The sequence below is a fragment of the Mesorhizobium sp. YIM 152430 genome, assembly GCF_029210365.1.
GTDB lineage: Bacteria > Pseudomonadota > Alphaproteobacteria > Rhizobiales > Rhizobiaceae > Aliihoeflea.
Genome location: NZ_JARGES010000043.1, coordinates 45,867 through 64,319, shown reverse-complemented (window position 1 = coordinate 64,319; position 18,453 = coordinate 45,867). Strand labels below are relative to the sequence as shown.

Annotated in this window: 20 protein-coding genes; 11 read left to right on the top strand and 9 right to left on the bottom strand. The window is 65.1% G+C overall.

Annotated elements, in window-relative coordinates; genetic code table 11:
- The first annotated feature begins 81 nt into the window (after positions 1-81).
- Both PZ895_RS12505 and PZ895_RS12500 read left to right on the top strand, forming a co-directional pair.
- On the top strand, positions 82-549 hold the full coding sequence (locus PZ895_RS12505) for a MarR family transcriptional regulator (protein ID WP_275839323.1): 468 nt from the start codon (positions 82-84) through the stop codon (positions 547-549).
- Positions 546-1,817 (top strand): multidrug effflux MFS transporter, encoded by a 1,272-nt coding sequence (locus tag PZ895_RS12500; RefSeq protein ID WP_275839322.1) that lies wholly within the window; start codon positions 546-548, stop codon positions 1,815-1,817. The genes PZ895_RS12505 and PZ895_RS12500 overlap by 4 nt, the downstream gene beginning before the upstream one ends.
- Before the next feature lies 1 nt (position 1,818).
- Here PZ895_RS12500 and PZ895_RS12495 read toward each other — a convergent pair whose 3' ends face one another.
- Genes PZ895_RS12495 through PZ895_RS12480 form a run of 4 tightly spaced genes read right to left on the bottom strand, consistent with a single transcriptional unit; the run spans position 1,819 to position 4,731 of the window.
- Positions 1,819-2,454, bottom strand: coding sequence for a carbonic anhydrase (locus tag PZ895_RS12495; RefSeq protein WP_275839321.1), 636 nt, complete (start codon positions 2,452-2,454; stop codon positions 1,819-1,821).
- 35 nt (positions 2,455-2,489) lie between these two features.
- Positions 2,490-3,359: a pyridoxal kinase PdxY gene (gene pdxY / locus PZ895_RS12490; RefSeq protein WP_275839320.1), complete on the bottom strand. Its 870-nt coding sequence runs from the start codon at positions 3,357-3,359 to the stop codon at positions 2,490-2,492.
- Positions 3,356-3,571 carry a hypothetical protein gene (locus PZ895_RS12485; RefSeq protein WP_275839319.1) on the bottom strand — a complete coding sequence of 72 codons (216 nt, stop codon included), beginning with the start codon at positions 3,569-3,571 and terminating at the stop codon, positions 3,356-3,358. Before PZ895_RS12485 ends, pdxY begins: the two co-directional genes overlap by 4 nt.
- Positions 3,568-4,731 (bottom strand): M20 aminoacylase family protein, encoded by a 1,164-nt coding sequence (locus tag PZ895_RS12480; RefSeq protein WP_275839318.1) that lies wholly within the window; start codon positions 4,729-4,731, stop codon positions 3,568-3,570. The genes PZ895_RS12485 and PZ895_RS12480 overlap by 4 nt, the downstream gene beginning before the upstream one ends.
- A 118-nt stretch (positions 4,732-4,849) precedes the next feature.
- On the opposite strand from PZ895_RS12480, the gene pncA reads away from it, so the two are divergent.
- Positions 4,850-5,449, top strand: a complete 600-nt coding sequence (gene pncA / locus PZ895_RS12475) for a bifunctional nicotinamidase/pyrazinamidase (protein ID WP_275839317.1) — start codon at positions 4,850-4,852, stop codon at positions 5,447-5,449.
- 53 nt (positions 5,450-5,502) lie between these two features.
- On the opposite strand, the gene ppa is transcribed toward pncA, so the two are convergent.
- The 3 genes from ppa to PZ895_RS12460 all read right to left on the bottom strand — a co-directional run bounded on the left by ppa (position 5,503) and on the right by PZ895_RS12460 (position 8,019).
- Complete coding sequence (ppa, locus tag PZ895_RS12470) at positions 5,503-6,036, bottom strand: inorganic diphosphatase (RefSeq protein WP_275839316.1); 534 nt, start codon at positions 6,034-6,036, stop codon at positions 5,503-5,505.
- A 188-nt stretch (positions 6,037-6,224) separates the two neighbouring features.
- A complete protein-coding gene (locus PZ895_RS12465; protein ID WP_275839315.1) occupies positions 6,225-6,731 on the bottom strand; it encodes a GNAT family N-acetyltransferase in 507 nt (168 codons plus the stop codon).
- A gap of 97 nt (positions 6,732-6,828) precedes the next feature.
- Entirely contained in the window at positions 6,829-8,019 is a 1,191-nt protein-coding gene (locus tag PZ895_RS12460) for a VWA domain-containing protein (protein WP_275839790.1), read from the bottom strand.
- A gap of 81 nt (positions 8,020-8,100) precedes the next feature.
- Between PZ895_RS12460 and PZ895_RS12455 the strand changes: the two genes are divergently transcribed.
- From PZ895_RS12455 to PZ895_RS12440, 4 genes are read left to right on the top strand one after another with little or no spacing between them, the layout of a single operon-like run.
- Entirely contained in the window at positions 8,101-8,748 is a 648-nt protein-coding gene (locus PZ895_RS12455; RefSeq protein WP_275839314.1) for a thiamine diphosphokinase, read from the top strand.
- A 7-nt stretch (positions 8,749-8,755) separates the two neighbouring features.
- The gene (locus PZ895_RS12450; RefSeq protein ID WP_275839313.1) at positions 8,756-10,567 is read left to right on the top strand and encodes an ATP-binding cassette domain-containing protein; all 1,812 of its coding nucleotides are present in this window, start codon (positions 8,756-8,758) and stop codon (positions 10,565-10,567) included.
- Between the two features lie 48 nt (positions 10,568-10,615).
- The gene (locus tag PZ895_RS12445; RefSeq protein WP_275839789.1) at positions 10,616-10,852 is read left to right on the top strand and encodes a type II toxin-antitoxin system CcdA family antitoxin; all 237 of its coding nucleotides are present in this window, start codon (positions 10,616-10,618) and stop codon (positions 10,850-10,852) included.
- On the top strand, positions 10,852-11,085 hold the full coding sequence (locus PZ895_RS12440) for a CcdB family protein (protein ID WP_275839312.1): 234 nt from the start codon (positions 10,852-10,854) through the stop codon (positions 11,083-11,085). The genes PZ895_RS12445 and PZ895_RS12440 overlap by 1 nt, the downstream gene beginning before the upstream one ends.
- A gap of 1 nt (position 11,086) precedes the next feature.
- Here the strand turns inward: PZ895_RS12440 and PZ895_RS12435 are convergent, their stop codons facing one another.
- Complete coding sequence (locus PZ895_RS12435) at positions 11,087-11,458, bottom strand: cell division protein ZapA (RefSeq protein ID WP_275839311.1); 372 nt, start codon at positions 11,456-11,458, stop codon at positions 11,087-11,089.
- Between the two features lie 6 nt (positions 11,459-11,464).
- The gene (locus PZ895_RS12430) at positions 11,465-11,737 is read right to left on the bottom strand and encodes a DUF4164 domain-containing protein (protein WP_275839310.1); all 273 of its coding nucleotides are present in this window, start codon (positions 11,735-11,737) and stop codon (positions 11,465-11,467) included.
- A gap of 233 nt (positions 11,738-11,970) precedes the next feature.
- On the opposite strand from PZ895_RS12430, the gene tkt reads away from it, so the two are divergent.
- The 4 genes from tkt (at position 11,971) to PZ895_RS12410 (ending at position 18,441) form a co-directional block, all read left to right on the top strand.
- Positions 11,971-13,965 carry a transketolase gene (gene tkt, locus PZ895_RS12425; RefSeq protein WP_275839309.1) on the top strand — a complete coding sequence of 665 codons (1,995 nt, stop codon included), beginning with the start codon at positions 11,971-11,973 and terminating at the stop codon, positions 13,963-13,965.
- Positions 13,966-14,109: 144 nt separating this feature from the next.
- Entirely contained in the window at positions 14,110-15,117 is a 1,008-nt protein-coding gene (gene gap, locus PZ895_RS12420; protein WP_275839308.1) for a type I glyceraldehyde-3-phosphate dehydrogenase, read from the top strand.
- Positions 15,118-15,348: 231 nt separating this feature from the next.
- Entirely contained in the window at positions 15,349-17,175 is a 1,827-nt protein-coding gene (locus PZ895_RS12415) for a potassium/proton antiporter (RefSeq protein WP_275839307.1), read from the top strand.
- Positions 17,176-17,244: 69 nt separating this feature from the next.
- The gene (locus PZ895_RS12410; RefSeq protein WP_275839306.1) at positions 17,245-18,441 is read left to right on the top strand and encodes a phosphoglycerate kinase; all 1,197 of its coding nucleotides are present in this window, start codon (positions 17,245-17,247) and stop codon (positions 18,439-18,441) included.
- The last annotated feature ends 12 nt before the right edge of the window (positions 18,442-18,453 follow it).

Sequence of the window (18,453 nt, the reverse complement as noted above, 5' to 3'; positions counted from 1 at the left end):
GCTCCGGCCGGCAACCACGCCGGCTTGACGCCTGAAACGGCAAATACTAAGTTTGGATGATAATAAGGTAAGCTTAATATCATGACACGACAGATCGACCCCGAATCCTTCGGTTTCCTCGTGACCGACCTCGCCCGCATGTTGCGCGCGGAGATGGACCGGCGCATCGCCGGCTCCGGCATGGACCTGACGCCCGCCGAGGCGCGGCTTCTCGCCCATGCCGCGCGCGCCGGCACGGTACGCCAGTCGGTGCTGGCCGAGCGCATCGGCGTCGAGGCGATGACCGTCTCGTCCTATGTCGACCGTCTAGAGGCGCGCGGGCTGATCGAGCGGCTTCCCGACCCGTCCGACCGCCGGGCGAAGCTGATCGCCCTTACCAATGCTGCCGACGCCGTTCTCGACCAGATCAAGATATTCGGCGACGAGACGCGGATACAGGCCGCGCAATCGGTCGACCCGAAGGACTGGGCGGCCATGCTCAAGGTGCTCAAGACCGTGCGCTGCAATCTGTCGGATGCGCGGATCGAGGCGCGGAGTTCGGCGGCATGAACGTGCAGCAAGGGCAGCCGGTCGGGGCGCAGCCCGTCGCGTCGACGCCGGTGATGAGCGAATTGCGCGTCTCGATCATCGGCGCTCTACTCGTTGCCATCGGGCCGATCTCGATGGCGCTGTTCACGCCCGCCATGCCGGAGATCGTGCGCGCATTCGGCACCACCGACGCGGCGGTGAAGATGACGCTGTCGCTCTATTTCGCCGGCTTCGCCTTCGCCCAGCTCGTTTGCGGGCCGCTGTCCGACGGCTATGGCCGCAAGCCGATCACCATCGCCTTCATGGGCATTTACCTTGTCGCGACCATGGCGGCCATCCTGGCGCCGACGATCGAGCTTCTGATCGCCGCCCGCTTCGCGCAGGGCATCGGGGCGGCGGCCGGCGTCGCGATCGCGCGCGCCATCGTGCGCGATCTGTTCACCAACGAGCGCTCGGCGCGGATCATGAACCTGATCGGCATGATCCTGGGCATCGGCCCGGCCTTCTCACCCACCATCGGCGGCGTGGCGATGGAGCTTTTCGGCTGGCACTCGATCTTCGCATTCATGCTCGCCTTCGGCGTCACCGTCATTCTCGTCGTCAAGTTCGCGTTGACGGAAACGGTCATGCGCGATCCCTCGTGCATCAGGCCGCGCGCGCTCGTCCGCTCCTATCGTTCGCTGTCGGGCAGCGGCTATTTCATGTGGTCGAGCCTTGTCATGGGCGGATCGGTGGGCGCGCTCTACACGCTCGCCACCATCCTGCCCTTCGTGCTGATGGACCGCGTCGGGCTGACCCCGACCCAGTTCGGCCTGGGAATGCTGATGCAGTCGGGCGCGTTCTTCATCGGCGCCGTCGTCATGCGCCGGCTGATGGGAACGCGCAGCGCCTACCAGCTCGTCAAGCCGGGGCTCTGGTTCATCGCCACCGGCAGCCTGATGCTCGCCATCGGGATGCGCGCCTTCGAGCCGAGCTTTCTTCTTGTCATGGCGCCGGTCGGCATCTATGCGTTCGGCATCGCCTTCGTCATGCCGGCCATGTCGACGGCCTCCCTCGCCCCCTTTCCGCATATGGCGGGGGCGGCCGCCTCGATGAGCGGCTTCATCCAGATGGGCGGCGGGCTCGTCGGCGGCATGATCGCGGCGCTGGTCGGAGACCCGGTCACCGGCATCGCGACGGTGATCCCGGCGATGGGCTTCTTCGCGATCCTGTCGTGGCTCCTGTGGAGCCGCTATCCCGAGCCGGCGCTGGCGCGCACCGTCATTACGCCTGCCGCGTCCGCGGAGTAGGTCAGGGCCGCTCGAAATCGCCCGACGTCGGGTCCATCGCCCACAATTCGCCGGACGAGATGTCGAACCAGGCGCCGTGCAGCGTCAGCCGACCTTTCTTCTCCAGGATGTCGACACAGGGAAACGTGCGCAGATTGGCGAGCGAGAAGCGGATCGAGATGCGCTCCATCGCCGTCTGGCGCTCGCCGGGCGTCATGATGTTGTTGCCGGCGACCATCTGCGCGGCCGGGGCGACGAGGCTCATCCAGCGGCCGATGAAGTCGCCGGGCGACAGCGGCTCGCTCATCGGATTGAGCGCGGCCGAAATGCCCCCGCAGCGACCGTGACCGAGCACGACAATGTGCTTCACCTTGAGGCTTTGCACGGCGAATTCAAGCGCCGCCGACGTTGCGTGAAGCTTGTCGTCCGGCTGATAGGGCGGGACCAGGTTCGCGACATTGCGAACGACGAACAGTTCGCCGGGACTGGCGTTGAAGATCGTCTCGGGCGCGGCACGGCTGTCGCAGCAGGCGATCACCATCGTCTCGGGCTTCTGGCCGTCCTTGGCCAGCGTTCGATAGCGCTCGCTCTCGGTCGCATAGCGACCGCTCATGAAATCGCGATAACCGGAAAGAAGGGTGTCGGGCAGATGGCTCATGGGGTCGAGATAGCCGGAAAATTCCGCGGGGGCAATCAGGCGTGTGTCAAACGCTCCCGCTTCGTTTCGGCGCAGTTGCGAATGTCCACTCTCGCGTTCGGTGCGGTCAGGCTCGCCGCATCCGTCTCCAGCATCAGTTCGTCGGCGCCGCGGGCTGAAGCGTTCGACAGGATTTCATATACGGCGGCGGTGACGTGGCGAATGGCCTCGCGCGCGCTTTTCCCGTCGAGCCGTCGGGCGAGCAGGAGCGCGGCGGTCAGGTCCCCGAGCCCGTTTGGTGGTCGTGCGACGAGATCGTGGCTTGCCAGAAGCGCCGTGTCGCGTTCGACCCATAGGTTTCCGATGCGGCCCTCGCCCGCCGGCGCGGAGGTGACGAGCATGGCCGGCGGCGGCAAATCGCGCGCGGCCGCGGCGATCTCCTCCGCCGTTCCACCCGCCCGTCCCGCCAGCCAGTCGAGTTCGGCGCGGTTCGGCGTCGCGATGTCGGCGAGCGGCAGGAGATGGTCGCGGATCGCCTCGGCTGTTGCCGGCGGCACGTAGAGCCCGCCACTGTCGCCGATCACCGGATCGCAGACATAGAGCGCCTCAGGGTTCTTTACCTTCACCGCCGCGATCAGCCGGGCGATGGATGCGGCCTGTTCCGCGCCGCCGAGATAGCCGGTCAGGATGCCGCCCACCTCGCCCAGCCATGCTGCCCGTTCGAGGTCGGCCAGCATCGCCGCGAAGGCGTCCGCGGACGGCACGATGCGGGTCGCGGGTCCATGTCCGGGATGCCAGGGCAGCGTGACGGTCGGCACGGCCCAGACCGGATGCCCGAGCGTTTCCAGCGCGAAGACTGCGGCGCGGTTGCCCACCGTCCCGCGTACGACATGGCTCGATATGACGAGGATCGCCGGCTTCGTCATAAGGTTCGGATGAAGTCGATCAACCACCAGACCAGCACGGCGGCGAGGATGACGCTGAAGACGCGGCCGATCCGCGTGCCCCAGACCTCGACCCAGTCGTCGGGATCGGCGTCGGCGCCCGACATGTGGCGGCGCACGCGCGTCGCCATCGTCGCTTCGCTTTCCTGGCCGACGCGGCGGATGATGCGCTTCGATTCGTCGTCGTTCTTCATGCGGCCAGCTTCCGCTCGACCAGCCGGACCCAATACGAGACACCCGCAGGGATCGCCTCGTCGTCGAAATCATATTCGGGATGGTGGAGATTGGCCGAACCGCCATTGCCGAGGAAGACCAGCGTGCCCGGCCGCCTTTCGAGCATCCGCGAGAAATCCTCGCCTGCCATCACCGGCGCGGCGTCGGCGTCGACCTGCGCCTCGCCGACGATCTCGCGCGCGATCTGCGCCGAAAAGGCCGCTTCATCAGGGTCGTTATGCGTCACCGAGATCGTCTGGTTGTAGTCGACCTCGACGCTCGCGCCGGCCGCCTCGCCGATCCTGGTCGCGATATGGACGATGCGGTCCTCCGTCGCCTTCGCCACCTCCATCGAGAGCGCGCGCACACTGCCCCACAATTCGATCACTTCGGGGATGATGTTGTAGGCCGTGCCGGCGTCGAACTTCGTCACCGTCACCACGGCCGCCGTCACCGGATCGGTGTTGCGCGAGACGATGGTCTGCAAGGCGGTGACGATTTGCGCGCCGGTGACGATCGGGTCGATGGTGGTGTGCGGGCGCGCCGCATGGCCCCCGCGCCCGGTGACGCGGATCTTGAATTTGGCGGATGCGGCCATGATCGAGCCGGGACGAAGCGCGATGTGGCCGGTGGGAATGCCCGGCATGTTGTGCATCCCATAGACATGGCCGATGCCGAAGCGGTCGAAGAGCCCGTCCTCGATCATCGCCAGGGCGCCGCCGCCGATCTCTTCGGCCGGCTGGAAGACGAGCACGACCGATCCCTTGAAGTTGCGCGTCTCGGCCAGATATTTCGCCGCGCCCAGAAGCATCGCCGTGTGGCCGTCATGGCCGCAGGCGTGCATCGCGCCCGGAACCGTCGAGGCGTGCGGCTGCGACGTCGCCTCGACGATCGGCAACGCGTCCATGTCGGCACGCAGCGCGATGACCGGCCCGTCGCCGAGGCGGCCGCGGATCACCCCGACGACGCCGCTCTCGCCGAAGCCACGATGGATTTCGTTGACGCCGAATTCCTCCAGTTTGCGCGCGACGAATTCCGCTGTCCGGTGAACCTCGAAGCCGATCTCGGGATGTTGATGGATGTGCCTGCGCCAGCCGACGATTTCATCGTGCATCTCGTTCGCGCGGTTCAGGATCGGCATCGTGGTCTCCGGTTCGCTCAACGCAGACTAGCCAGCGGCTATCGGCATGGGAACCGGAAATGTTGCCCCACGCGACGACCCTGACTAGGGTGCGGGCCGGCAAGAGGGAGACTGACGCATGGCCGAGGAAGCATTGATCGTGATCGACGTGCAGAACGATTTCTGCCCCGGCGGTGCGCTTGCCGTCGAGGACGGCGATGCCATCGTGCCGATCGTCAACCGGATGATCGAGGCTGCGCCGCACGTCATCCTGACGCAGGACTGGCACCCGGCGGGCCATTCCAGCTTCGCCTCGCGGCACGCGGGCAAGGCGCCGTTCGAGACCGTGGAGATGGACTACGGGACGCAGACGCTCTGGCCCGACCATTGCGTCCAGGGCACCAAGGGCGCGGCCTTCCATGCCGATCTCGACTGGACGCAGGCCGAACTGGTCGTCCGCAAGGGCTTTCGGCCCGCCATCGATTCCTATTCCGCCTTCTTCGAGAACGACCGCACGACGCCAACCGGGCTCGGCGGCTATCTCAAGGAACGTGGCATCCGCCATCTGACGCTGGTCGGTCTCGCGACGGATTTCTGCGTCGCCTATTCCGCCCTCGATGCCGCCAGGCTCGGCTTTTCCGTCACCGTCGCCATGGATGCCTGCCGTGCGATCGATCTTGCCGGATCGCTCGCCGCAATGACCGACGACATGAAGAGGGCAGGCGTGACCATCGCCTGAAACGAGGAAGGCCCGGATCGACCGGGCCTTCGCATCGCATTATTGTCGGGACGTCAGCCCTTCGACTTCGCCCGCTCGATCGCCTCGACGATCATGGTGCGGGCCTTCTCGGCGCCCTGCCAGCCGCCGATCTTCACCCATTTGCCCGGCTCCAGATCCTTGTAGTGCTCGAAGAAGTGCTCGATCTGCCTCAAGGTGATTTCCGGCAGGTCGGTATAGTCGTGGACATTCTCGTAGCGGCGCGTGACGTGCGGGGTCGGCACGGCGATGATCTTCTCGTCCTTGCCGCCGTCGTCCTCCATGATCAGGACGCCGATCGGGCGCACGTTGATGACGCAGCCGGGGACCAGTTCGCGCGTATTGCAGATGAGGACGTCGATCGGATCGCCGTCTTCCGACAAAGTGTGCGGGACGAAGCCATAATTGCCGGGGTAGCGCATCGGCGTATAGAGGAAGCGGTCGACCACGAGCACGCCGGCCTCCTTGTCCATCTCATACTTGATCGGCTGGCCGCCGGCCGGCACTTCGATGAGGACGTTGACGTCGTGAGGCGGGTTGTCGCCGATGGCAATGGCGTCGAGACGCATACGCTGATCCTGTCTTCGCAAAGTTCGGAAATCGTGCGCAAGCGGTTAGCGCGTCTCATGCTGCAATGCAAGGAAGCGGCAGGTCACGTCGCGTCTCAGGGGTGATGGGCGGAGAGAGGAGGCGGCGTCCTGCCCGTCGCCTCGACATCGCGTCTGACGCGCCGTTCAAAGCCGGCAGCGCCAACGCCTCAATTCCAGACGTAGGCGACCTTCTTCAACGCCTTCTGGTCGAATATCTCGACGCCTTCGGCAATGTCGCGGCCGCCGGCGCCCTCATAGAAGGCGCGGGCGCCGTCATTGTCTTCCAGCGCCCAGACGACGAGGCCGGATAGGCCGTGGGCCTTCAGCCGGTCGCGCGCGGCCTTGAAGAGGCGGGTGCCGAGGCCGATGCCCTGATATTCGGGCAGGAGATAGAGCTCGTAGATCTCGCCGTCCTGCGGCAGGTCGCGGGCGCGGTTGCGGCCGAGCGTGGCATAGCCCACGACATGGCCGTCGATCTCGACGACGAGGACGCTCGCCGCGCGCCGGATCGCCTTTTCCCACCATTGCGCGCCGCGGCGCGACAGCATGGAGTTCAGCGCGCCGTGCGGGATCAGGCCCGCATAGGTGCCGATCCAGGCATCGTGATGCACACCGGCGATCGCATCCGCGTCGTGCGGGTCGGCCTTGCGGATGTCGATCGAGAGCGTCTTCATGATTTGTTAATCATAACTGGCGAAGGCGCTTGACGGCAAGCGGGAAGGTGGCGCCGGGCCAAACTTCGCGCAAGCCCCCGGTCATGTCAGGGAAGCGTCAGCGGCTGCGCGAAAGCTCGCGTGTCGCCTTTTCCAGCCCGTTCAGCGTCAGCGGAAACATGCGCTCGGAAAAGATCTCGCGAATCATCTGGATCGAATGCGTGTAGCCCCAGTGCTTCTCGCGCACCGGGTTGAGCCAGACGGCCTTCGGCCAGTGCTGGAGGACGCGTTGCAGCCAGACGATGCCGGCCTCCGCGTTCCAGTCCTCCACAGCGCCGCCCGGATAGGCGATCTCGTAGGGGCTCATCGAGGCGTCGCCGACGAAGATCGCCTTGTAGTCCGCGCCGTATTTGTGCAGCACGTCATAGGTCGGGATGACCTCGGAGTGCCGGCGGGCATTGTCCTTCCACACGCCCTCATAGACGCAATTGTGGAAGTAGAAATATTCGAGCTGGCGGAATTCGGCGCGCGCGGCCGAGAACAGTTCCTCGACGATGCGGATGTGATCGTCCATCGAGCCGCCGACATCGAAGAACATCAGGAGTTTCACCGCATTGCGCCGTTCGGGGCGCGTCTGGACGTCGAGATAGCCGTGCTCGGCGGTCGACTTGATCGTGCCGCCAAGGTCGAATTCCTCGTCCGCGCCCTCGCGCACCCAGCGGCGCAGGCGCTTCAGCGCGACCTTGATGTTGCGCGTGCCGAGTTCGACCGAATCGTCGAAATTGCGGAATTCGCGCTTGTCCCAGACCTTGACCGCGCGTCGGTGGCGACTCCCTTCCTGGCCGATCCGCACGCCTTCGGGATTGTAGCCATAGGCGCCGAAGGGCGAGGTGCCGGCGGTGCCGATCCATTTCGACCCGCCCTGATGGCGGCCCTTCTGCTCTTCCAGCCGTGCCTTAAGCGTCTCCATCAGCTTTTCGAAGCCGCCGAGGCTTTCGACGAGCTTCTTTTCCTCGTCGGTCAGGTGCTTTTCGGCCAACCGCCGTAGCCATTCCTCGGGAATGTTCGCAACGTCGACGGCGCTCTCCCCCGACACCGCCTCGACACCCTTGAAGACATGGCCGAACACCTGGTCGAAGCGGTCGATGTGGCGCTCGTCCTTCACCATCGCCGCGCGCGCCAGATAGTAGAAGCCCTCGACGTCGTAATCGACGAGATGGGCGTCCATGCCTTCGAGCAGCGACAAATATTCCCGCAGCGAGACGGGAATGCGCGCGGCTTTCAGTTCGAGGAAGAACGGTATGAACATGGCGCGCAAACTAGAGCGGTTGCCGGCCGGATGGAAGCCGTCTGTTCCCTTCCACATTCAGCCTTGCTAAGGGGGCGCACGATGACCGCGCCCGTTTCCCGTTTCACCATCCTTCTCGGCGGCGATGCCGAGCCGACGCCGCGCCTTTCCCGCCAGGTCGCGGGCAGCCGCGTCATCGCGGCGGATTCGGGAATGCGCCACGCCGGCCCGCTCGGCCTCGTGCCCGAGCTCTGGACCGGCGACTTCGATTCCGTCGACGCGGAGCTCGATGCCGCCCATCCGGACGTTCCGCGCGAGATCTTCCCGCCCGCCAAGGATCTGACCGATGGCGAGATCGCCGTCGAGGCGGCGCTGGCGCGCGGCGCGACCGCCCTGACGCTGGTCGGCGCCTTCGGCGGCCCGCGCGCAGACCATGCTTTCCTGCATCTGGCGCTCGGCGTGCGGCTGGCCGAGCGCGGGCTTGCCATCCTGCTGACCAGTGGCACGCAGGAAGGCGTTCCGCTGCTTGAAGGCGCATCTCGGTTCGACTATCTGCCGGGCACCGTGTTCTCGGTCGTCGCGATGACCGACCTTACCGGCTTGACGCTCGAAGGCGTTCGCTGGCCGCTGGACGGGAAGCATGTTCCCTTCGGCTCGTCGCTGACGCTCTCCAACGAGGTCACCGGCGATCTGACCGTTCACCTGACCTCCGGCCGCGCGATCCTCATCGCCCATCCGTCCGGCCAATAGGAATTCCATGGCGCCCCCGCTTCTCAATCTCGACGGCATCAAACTCTCCTTCGGCGGCACGCCGCTGCTCGACGGCGCAAGCCTCTCCGCGCAGGCCGGCGACCGCATCGCGCTCGTGGGCCGCAATGGTTCGGGCAAGTCGACGCTGCTGAAGATCGCCGCCGGCCTCGTCGAGGCACAAGACGGCGAGATCTTCCGCCAGCCCTCGGTGACGATCCGCTATCTGCGCCAGACGCCCGACATGGAGGGCTTCGCCACCGTGCTCGCCTATGTCGAGGCGGGGCTTGGGCCGACCGACGATCCGCATCGCGCGACCTATCTGATCGAAAGCCTCGGCCTCGACGGTTCTGCGGCGCCCGAGACGCTGTCGGGCGGCGAGGCGCGGCGGGCGGCACTCGCCCGCGTTCTGGCGCCACAGCCCGACATCCTGCTTCTCGACGAGCCGACCAACCATCTCGACCTGGCCACCATCGAATGGCTCGAAGGCGAACTCGTCCGCTCGACTTCGGCCATCGTCGTCATCTCACATGACCGGCGCTTTCTCGAACGGGTTTCCAAAACGACCGTCTGGCTGGATCGCGGCCAGACGCGCCGCCTCGACAAGGGCTTCGCCCATTTCGAGGAATGGCGGGACCAGGTGCTGGAGGAGGAAGAGCGCGACCAGCACAAGCTCGGCCGGCAGATCGTGCGCGAGGAACACTGGCTGCGCTACGGCGTCACCGCGCGGCGCAAGCGCAACATGCGCCGGCTCGGCGAACTCCATTCCATGCGCCAGCAGTTCCGCACCCATCGCGGCGCCGAAGGCAAGGCGAATTTGCAGGCAAGCGACGCCAATGAATCCGGCAAGCTGGTCATCGAGGCCAAGTCCATCGCCAAGAGCTTCGGTCCGCGCCAGATCGTGCGCGATTTTTCCACCCGCATCCAGCGCGGCGACCGGATCGGCCTCGTCGGTCCGAACGGTGCCGGCAAGACGACGCTTTTGAAGATGCTGACCGGCGAACTTTCTCCCGATGCCGGCACGGTCCGGCTCGGCGTCAATCTCGAGATCGCCACGCTGGACCAGAAGCGCGACCTCGATCTCGACGAGACGCTTTCGCATTACCTGACCGACGGGCGCGGCGACAGCGTCGTCGTCAACGGCGAACAGCGCCACGTCGTCTCCTACATGAAGGATTTCCTGTTCAAGCCCGAACAGGCGCGCACGCCGATCCGCGAACTGTCCGGCGGCGAGCGCGCGCGCCTCGTGCTGGCGCGGCTTCTCGCGCGCCCGGCCAATCTCCTGGTCCTCGACGAGCCGACCAACGACCTCGACATGGAAACGCTCGACCTTTTGCAGGAACTGGTCGCGGGCTTCCCCGGCACGGTCATCCTCGTCAGCCACGACCGCGACTTCCTCGACCGCACGGTGACGAGCACCGTCGCGCCCGAAAGCGACGCCCGCTGGATCGAATATGCCGGCGGCTATGCCGACATGCTTGCCCAGCGCGGCACGAAGGCGTTTGCGCAGAAGCCGACGAAATCCGAGCCGCGCGAGAAGCCGGCTGCGGGTTCGCCCAGGCCGGCCGGCACCGCCAACGCATCGAAGAAGCTCTCCTTCAAGCAGAAATTCGCGCTCGAAAAGCTGCCCGGCGAGATGGAGGCGGCGTCCGCGAAGATGGTCGTGCTCGAAGCGAAGATGGCCGACCCGCAATTCTACGTCCGCGATCCCGACGACTTTGCCAAGGCGGCGGCGACGCTCGACGGATTGCGCGCCGACCTCGCCCGCATGGAGGAGGAGTGGCTGGAACTCGAAATGCTGCGGGAGGAAATCGAGGGGTAGTTGCGAGGGGTAGAATTTGAGCATATTTTATGCGCAGGAGAATTGCTCATGTTGAACCGTTCACCGTCTCGAAAGTCCGTCAATTTGTCGATCGATGCCCAACTTCTCGATGAAGCAAAGGCATTGAAGGTTAACTTGTCGCGTGCTGCGGATGCCGGTCTTGCTCAAGCCATCAGTCGCCGAAAGGCCGAGGTCTGGCTGATCGAGAACGCGAAGGCTATCGAGGAGAACAACCGCTATTTCGAGCAGCACGGCCTGCCGTTCTCGGAATATCGCGGTTTCTGATGGCCAGATACGATGTCTATCGAGACCCGCGCGGTAGCGACAATCTGCTGGTTTGCATCCAGTCCGAGGTTTTCGAGGTCATCGATACGCGCATGGCCATACCGTTGCTTCCCGAGCACCCGCACAGGACACCGCTGAAGAAGCTGAATCCCGTAATCGTGGTGGCTGGCAATGTCGCGGAGAATCGCGACGAGATCACCGCCGCGCTCGATTTGCTGTTTCAGGGTTTTTGAATCACACCTGCCGCGGACGGCCGCTCAGCCGGTCGGCCAGGATTTCGATCCGCTCGGCGAAGTTCGACAATGCGCCGGTCAATGCGGCATCGTTCTTGTCGGCCTTGGTCAGAGCATCGTCGCGCGTCTTGCGCAGCGTGCCGATCTCGGTCTCGAAGCCCTTGGTGCGCTTTTGCAGTTCGGCGAGTTCGTCCATCACCATGATGCCGGCCATGACCGTCAGCCGCTGGTCGCCGATCTCGCCGAAGGACTCCTTCAGATGCATCACATAGCGGTCGAACCGGGTGGCGAGCGAGATCAGATGCTCTTCCTGGCCTTCGTCGCAGGCCATCCGATACGCCTTGCCGTCGATCGTCACGGTAACCTGAGCCATAATCCCCTACCTGTCGAGCACGGCGCGGATCGTCTCCATCGCGGTCACGAGCCGGCGCGAGACTTCCTTGTTGGCGTCTTCGAGACGTTCGGCGCGCGCTTCCGAGGCGTCGAGTTCCTGGGCGAGGCGGGAGCGGTCCGCATTCATGCGCTGCGCCTCGGCATCGGCTTCCTGATAATCCTGGTCGCTTTCCAGCCGCGCCGCGACGGCGCTTTCCAGCGCGTCGACCGCCGCACCGAGGCGGCCTATGACTTCCCTGAGTGTCGTTTCCCCTGTCATGGCTCCAGCTCAGGCCCCCGACGCGAATCATTGTTACATGAGAACGTCTTAATCGAAAAACATTAAGCGGCGGACGAATCGGGCGTCAACCGAACCCGTCCACTATCCCCGTCATTGTAAGGCCGCCTTGAGGCCGGCGGCGTTGACTCCCCGGCGTGAACGGCTATGTGTCGCCTGCCAAAAAGGCAGCGCGCGCCTCAAAATTCCACTATTTCGGCAGGACCAGAGCGATCATGACGACACGCGACAAGCACGACCGGATGGCCAATGCGATCCGCTTCCTTTCCATGGATGCGGTCGAGAAGGCGAATTCGGGCCATCCCGGCCTGCCGATGGGCGCGGCCGACATCGCGACCGTGCTGTTCACCCGTTTCATGAAGCATGATCCCAAGATGCCGTCCTGGGCCGACCGCGACCGCTTCGTCCTGTCGGCGGGCCACGGCTCGATGCTGCTCTATTCGCTGCTCTATCTGTCCGGCTACGAGGACATCACCCTCGACGAGATCAAGAATTTCCGCCAGCTCGGCTCGAAGACCGCCGGCCATCCCGAATACGGCCACGCAGCCGGCATCGAGACGACGACCGGTCCGCTTGGTCAGGGCCTCGGCAACTCCGTCGGCATGGCGCTCGCCGAACGCATCCTGAACGCAGAATATGGCGACGGGCTCGTCGACCACTACACCTATGTTCTCGCCGGCGACGGCTGCCTGATGGAAGGCATCAGCCAGGAGGCGATCTCGCTCGCCGGACACCTGAAGCTCTCCAAGCTGATCGTGATGTGGGACGACAACGACATCTCGATCGACGGCCCCGTTTCGCTTTCGGATTCGACCGACCAGATCGCGCGATTTGCCGCGTCCGGCTGGAACACGCTGCGCGCCGACGGTCACGATCCCGAGGCCATCGCACACGCGATCGAGACGGCGCGCCAGTCCGACCGCCCGACCATGATAGCCTTCAAGACCACGATCGGCTATGGCGCGCCGACCCGCGCCGGCACCAACAAGGCGCATGGCTCGCCGCTCGGCGCGGACGAGATCGCGGGCACCCGCAAGGCGCTGGGCTGGGATGCGGAAGCCTTCGCCGTTCCCTCCGACATTCTCGACGCCTGGCGCCTTGCCGGCCTGCGTTCGGCCAAGGAACGCAAGGCCTGGGAGGGCCGCCTCGCCCAAACCGAGGGCGAAAAGCGCAGCGAGTTCGAGCGCCGGATGCGCGGTGAACTGCCCGAGGGCCTAGACGCCGCGATCGTCGACTACAAGAAGAAGCTTTCCGCCGACAAGCCGAAGGTCGCGACGCGGAAATCTTCGGAAATGGCGCTCGAAGTCATCAACGCCATCCTGCCCGACACGATCGGCGGCTCGGCGGACCTGACCGGCTCCAACAACACCAAGACCTCGCAGACCAAGCCGATCACGCCGTCGGACTATTCCGGCCGATACGTCTATTACGGTATTCGCGAACATGGCATGGCGGCGGCGATGAACGGCATGGCGCTGCATGGCGGCATCATTCCCTATGGCGGCACGTTCCTGGTCTTTTCCGACTATGCGCGCCCGTCGATGCGGCTCGCCTCGCTGATGGGCATCCGGTCCATCTTCGTCATGACGCACGATTCGATCGGACTCGGCGAAGACGGCCCGACGCATCAGCCGGTCGAGCATCTCGCCGCCTTGCGGGCGATCCCCAATCACTACGTTTTCCGTCCGGCCGATGCCGTCGAGACCGCCGAATGCTGGCAGATCGCGCTCGAATCCGAGACGACGCCGTCGACACTTGCGCTGACCCGGCAGAACCTGCCGACGCTGCGCGTCGAGCATGACGAGGAGAACCTGTCCTCCTACGGCGCCTACGAACTCGAGACCGCCAGCGACGAGGCGCGGGTCACGATCTTCGCCTCGGGTTCGGAAGTCGAGATCGCGATGAAGGCGCGCGAGGTTCTCGAGGCCAAGGGCCACCCGACGCGGGTCGTCTCCGTGCCGTGCTTCGAGCTTTTCGGCGAGCAGAGCTATGAATACCGTCAGGCGATCGTCGGCGATGCGTCCATCAAGGTCGGCATCGAGGCCGGCATCCGCATGGGCTGGGAGCGCCTGATCGGCTCGAACGGCATCTTCGTCGGCATGACGGGATTCGGAGCCTCCGGCCCTGCCGAAGATCTTTACAGGCATTTCGGCCTCACTGCCGAGGCCATTGTCAAGGCGGTGGAAGAACGGATCGCCAATGGCGGTTGAGCCAAGCTACGGAAAATAGAAACGATTTAGACGCAGAGGGCGGGCCTTGACCCGCCCTTTTCTCTTTTCTGGCGCTGGATTCATCCGCATTGCGCCGCTAAAGACGGCGCATCCGAGCCTTACCCTTCTCCCAGGAGACAGCGAATGACTGTGAAAGTTGCCATCAACGGTTTTGGCCGCATCGGCCGCAACGTGCTGCGCGCGATCTACGAATCCGGCCGCACCGACATCGAGGTCGTCGCGATCAACGATCTCGGCCCGGTCGAGACCAATGCGCATCTGATGCGCTATGACAGCGTGCATGGCCGCTTTCCCGGCGAGGTCACCGTCAAGGGCGATGCGATCGACGCCGGCCGCGGTCCGATCAAGGTCCATGCCGTTCGCAACCCGGTCGAACTGCCGTGGAAGGCCGAAGGCGTCGACATCGCGCTCGAATGCACCGGCATCTTCACCTCGAAGGAAAAGGCATCGGCGCATCTGGAAGCCGGCGCCAAGCGCGTCATCGTCTCGGCGCCCGCCGACAATGCCGACCTGACCGTCGTCTACGGCGTCAATCACGACAAGCTGTCGAAGGACCATATGGTCATTTCGAACGCGTCATGCACCACCAACTGCCTGTCGCCCGTCGCCCAGGTCCTCAATGATGCCGTCGGCATCGAGAAGGGCTTCATGACGACGATCCACTCCTACACGGGTGATCAGCCGACCCTCGACACGATGCACAAGGACCTCTATCGCGGCCGCGCGGCGGCGCTGTCGATGATCCCGACCTCGACCGGCGCGGCCAAAGCCGTCGGCCTCGTCCTGCCGGAACTGAAGGGCAAGCTCGACGGCGTCGCGATCCGCGTGCCGACGCCCAACGTCTCGGTGGTCGACCTGACCTTCATCGCCAGGCGCGAGACCAGCGTCGAGGAAATCAACGGCGCGATCCGCGCTGCCGCGGACGGCCGTCTCAAGGGCATCCTCGGCTATACGGACGAATCCCTCGTCTCGATCGATTTCAATCACGATCCGCATTCCTCGATCTTCCACATGGACCAGACCAAGGTGATGGAGGGAACGATGGTGCGCATCCTGACCTGGTACGACAATGAATGGGGCTTTTCGAACCGGATGAGCGACACGGCCGTCGCCTTCGGCAAGCTGATCTGACCCCGATCGACTTTTTTCGATGAAACTGCGCGCCCGGCCTCAAAACCGGGCGTTTTCGTTACTAGATAAAAGACATAGTCGCGTTTCGCGCATTTCCAGCTTCAAGGCGAGGACCGGCTTGTCGGGATCACGGCAAGACGGGCGGAGTGTGCGGCGTCGGCGAGGGAGACCGGAACGAAATATCCGATGGCCTGCCGCCGGGCAGGGGAAAAAGAGGGGACATAGGCGCGAATGCTCGAGGGGATCTATCTCATCACCCTGGTCGGCACGCTGCTCGTGCTGGTCGCCGCCTTTTCGAGCCTGCTCGCCTTCCGCTTCGGCGCCCCCTTGCTGCTCCTGTTTCTGGGCATCGGTCTTGCCGCCGGCGTCGACGGGCTCGGCATCAGCTTCGACAATGCCGGCATCGCCTATTTCATCGGCTCGCTGGCGCTCGCCGTCATCCTGTTCGATTCCGGCTTCGGCACGTCGATCCAGGCGTTCCGGCAGGCGGCCGGCCCGGCGATCACGCTGGCCACGCTGGGGGTGGTCCTGACGGCCGGCTTCTTCGGCCTTTTCGCGCATTACGTCATCGGCCTGCCGATGCTCGAATCGTTTCTGCTCGGCGCGATCGTCGGCTCGACCGATGCGGCCGCCGTGTTCTTCCTGCTGCGCATCGGCGGCATCCAGATCCGCGACCGGGTGCGCTCCGCGCTCGAAGTCGAATCGGGCTCGAACGATCCGATGGCCATCTTCCTCACCATTGCCATCGTCGAACTGATCGCGCAGGGCGCCGGGCTCGAGGCGATCGGCGTCGAGATCCTGACCCTGTTCGTCACCCAGATGGGCATCGGCCTTGCTGCCGGGCTTGCCGGCGGGGCGATGATCGTCTTCCTGGTAAACCGGCTGAAGATGGAGCGTGGCCTGTCGCCGATCTTCGTGCTCGCCTTGTCGCTGCTCGTCTTTTCGGTCACCGGCGCCATCGGCGGCTCGGGCTTTCTCGCGGTCTATGTCGCCGGTCTTTATGCCGGCAACCGCAACATCCGCTCCGCGCCGACGCTGAAGCGCTTTCAGGACGGCATGTCCTGGCTGGCGCAGATCATCATGTTCCTGATGCTCGGGCTTCTGGCGACGCCTTCCGATTTCCCGGCCATCGGCGTGTCGGCCGTGGCGCTCGCGCTGGTGCTGATCTTCATCGCCCGGCCGCTGGCCGTCTGGCTGTCGCTGCTGCCGTTCAACTTCCCGCGCGCCGAAACCGCCTTCATTTCCTGGGTCGGCCTGCGCGGCGCGGTGTCGATCCTGCTCGCGCTCGTCCCGCTTCTGGGCGAACTCGAAACGGGCTCGATGTTCTTCAACTACGCCTTCATCATCGTTCTCGTCTCCCTGCTCGTCCAGGGTTGGACCATCAATCCGCTGGCCAAGCGGCTCGGCCTCGTCGTGCCGCCGCGCATCGGTCCCGTCGACAAGGTCGAACTGGAACTGCCCGGCACCGCCAATCACGAGCTTCTGGTCTATCGCGTCGTCACCAATTCGCCGGTCGCCAAGGGAGAGCGCGTGCCGCGCTGGGCGCGTCCCTCGCTGGTCATCCGCGAGGGTCAGTCGATGCGCTATCAATATGCCGGCCGGTTACGCGCGGGCGACTATGTCTATCTCTTCATCTCGTCGCGCTATCCGCGCCTGCTCGACCGCCTCTTCGCCAGCCCAGCGCCGGTGGATGGCGACGACGCCGAATTCTTCGGCGCCTTTGCGATCGATCCGAAACGGCCGGCACGGGACCTCGAGGCCGCCTACGGCCCATCGCTGCGCCAGGGCGAGGAGGAGATGTCCATCAGCGAACTGATGGTCGCGCGGCTTGGTGGCCGCGCCGAATATGCGGACCGCGTCTCGGTCGGGCCGGTCGAACTGATCGTGCGCGACACAGACCAGGATGGCGACATCATCTCCGTCGGCGTTTCGCTGGAGCCCGAACAGCGCGAACCGCAGATTCCGGCTTTCCTGTCGCTGCGCGAAATCTTCGGCCTCGTCGGCGGATGGCTGCGCCCCACGCCCAAGAACGGGGCGAACGAAGACCCGCGCGGCTGAAGGCTTGCGCCAGTCCCGGCAGGCGCTATTGTCCGGCCGATTTTCCGCATAGCCGCGAAGGACGAGAACATGGCCGCATTCCGCACGCTGGACGACATCGACGCGAAGGGAAAGCGCGTGCTCGTGCGCGTCGATCTCAACGTGCCGCTCAACGACGACGGTTCGGTCTCCGACGCCACCCGCATCGAACGGGTTGCGCCGACCATCACCGAACTTTCCGACATGGGAGCCAAGGTGATCCTGCTCGCGCATTTCGGTCGCCCCAAGGGCACCGTGGTCGCCGACATGTCGCTCGAGCCCATCGCACGCGCGGCGGAGGCAGTCGTCGACCGTGCCGTCCATTTCGCATCCGACTGCATCGGCGAGACGGCGGCGGCCGCGATCGCCGAAATGGACGAGGGCGACATCCTGCTGCTGGAAAACACCCGCTTTCACAAGGGCGAGGAGAAGAACGACCCCGAATTCGCCAGGGCGTTGGCCGCAAACGGCGATCTTTTCGTCAACGATGCCTTTTCCGCCGCGCACCGCGCCCACGCCTCGACCGAGGGTCTTGCGCATCTCCTGCCGGCCTTTGCCGGGCGAACGATGCAGGAAGAACTCGAAGCGCTGGAAAAGGGCCTCGGCAAGCCGCAAAAGCCTGTGGTCGCGATCGTCGGCGGCGCCAAGGTGTCGACCAAGATCGACCTCCTGATGAACCTCGTCACCAGGGTCGACGCGCTCGTCATCGGCGGCGGCATGGCCAACACGTTCCTCGCCGCGCGCGGCACGGATGTCGGCAAATCGCTGTGCGAGCACGACCTTGCCGGCACCGCCAGGACGATCATGACCGAGGCGGCGCAGGCCGGCTGCGCGATCATCCTGCCGGTCGACGCCGTCGTCGCGCGCGAATTCAAGGCGGGTGCGACGAGCGAGACGGTTCCGGTGGAAGACGTTCCCGCCGATGCAATGATCCTCGACGCCGGGCCGCAATCCGTCATCCGGATCAAGGAATGGATCGGCCGCGCTGCGACGCTGGTCTGGAACGGGCCGCTCGGCGCGTTCGAGATCGCGCCCTTCGACAAGGCGACGATGGACGCTGCGCGCTTTGCGGCCGCCGAGACACGCGCCGGCAACCTCGTTTCCGTCGCCGGTGGCGGCGATACCGTTTCCGCCCTCAATCAGGCGGGTGCGGCCGACGGCTTTTCCTATGTTTCGACGGCCGGCGGCGCGTTCCTCGAATGGATGGAAGGCAAGGAACTGCCGGGCGTCGCGGCGCTGGCGCGCTGAGGGCGATCTGGA

What these genes read in the sequence shown, in the direction of transcription:
- PZ895_RS12430 (WP_275839310.1), bottom strand. Translation starts at nt 11,737, where the DNA reads ATGACAGGGGAAACGACACTCAGGGAAGTCATAGGCCGCCTCGGTGCG.
- gap (WP_275839308.1), top strand. Translation starts at nt 14,110, where the DNA reads ATGACTGTGAAAGTTGCCATCAACGGTTTTGGCCGCATCGGCCGCAAC.
- ppa (WP_275839316.1), bottom strand. Translation starts at nt 6,036, where the DNA reads ATGCGTCTCGACGCCATTGCCATCGGCGACAACCCGCCTCACGACGTC.
- PZ895_RS12440 (WP_275839312.1), top strand. Translation starts at nt 10,852, where the DNA reads ATGGCCAGATACGATGTCTATCGAGACCCGCGCGGTAGCGACAATCTG.
- pdxY (WP_275839320.1), bottom strand. Translation starts at nt 3,359, where the DNA reads ATGACGAAGCCGGCGATCCTCGTCATATCGAGCCATGTCGTACGCGGG.
- PZ895_RS12435 (WP_275839311.1), bottom strand. Translation starts at nt 11,458, where the DNA reads ATGGCTCAGGTTACCGTGACGATCGACGGCAAGGCGTATCGGATGGCC.
- tkt (WP_275839309.1), top strand. Translation starts at nt 11,971, where the DNA reads ATGACGACACGCGACAAGCACGACCGGATGGCCAATGCGATCCGCTTC.
- PZ895_RS12410 (WP_275839306.1), top strand. Translation starts at nt 17,245, where the DNA reads ATGGCCGCATTCCGCACGCTGGACGACATCGACGCGAAGGGAAAGCGC.
- PZ895_RS12460 (WP_275839790.1), bottom strand. Translation starts at nt 8,019, where the DNA reads ATGTTCATACCGTTCTTCCTCGAACTGAAAGCCGCGCGCATTCCCGTC.
- PZ895_RS12450 (WP_275839313.1), top strand. Translation starts at nt 8,756, where the DNA reads ATGGCGCCCCCGCTTCTCAATCTCGACGGCATCAAACTCTCCTTCGGC.
- PZ895_RS12500 (WP_275839322.1), top strand. Translation starts at nt 546, where the DNA reads ATGAACGTGCAGCAAGGGCAGCCGGTCGGGGCGCAGCCCGTCGCGTCG.
- PZ895_RS12505 (WP_275839323.1), top strand. Translation starts at nt 82, where the DNA reads ATGACACGACAGATCGACCCCGAATCCTTCGGTTTCCTCGTGACCGAC.
- PZ895_RS12465 (WP_275839315.1), bottom strand. Translation starts at nt 6,731, where the DNA reads ATGAAGACGCTCTCGATCGACATCCGCAAGGCCGACCCGCACGACGCG.
- PZ895_RS12485 (WP_275839319.1), bottom strand. Translation starts at nt 3,571, where the DNA reads ATGAAGAACGACGACGAATCGAAGCGCATCATCCGCCGCGTCGGCCAG.
- PZ895_RS12455 (WP_275839314.1), top strand. Translation starts at nt 8,101, where the DNA reads ATGACCGCGCCCGTTTCCCGTTTCACCATCCTTCTCGGCGGCGATGCC.
- PZ895_RS12480 (WP_275839318.1), bottom strand. Translation starts at nt 4,731, where the DNA reads ATGCCGATCCTGAACCGCGCGAACGAGATGCACGATGAAATCGTCGGC.
- PZ895_RS12415 (WP_275839307.1), top strand. Translation starts at nt 15,349, where the DNA reads ATGCTCGAGGGGATCTATCTCATCACCCTGGTCGGCACGCTGCTCGTG.
- PZ895_RS12445 (WP_275839789.1), top strand. Translation starts at nt 10,616, where the DNA reads ATGTTGAACCGTTCACCGTCTCGAAAGTCCGTCAATTTGTCGATCGAT.
- pncA (WP_275839317.1), top strand. Translation starts at nt 4,850, where the DNA reads ATGGCCGAGGAAGCATTGATCGTGATCGACGTGCAGAACGATTTCTGC.
- PZ895_RS12495 (WP_275839321.1), bottom strand. Translation starts at nt 2,454, where the DNA reads ATGAGCCATCTGCCCGACACCCTTCTTTCCGGTTATCGCGATTTCATG.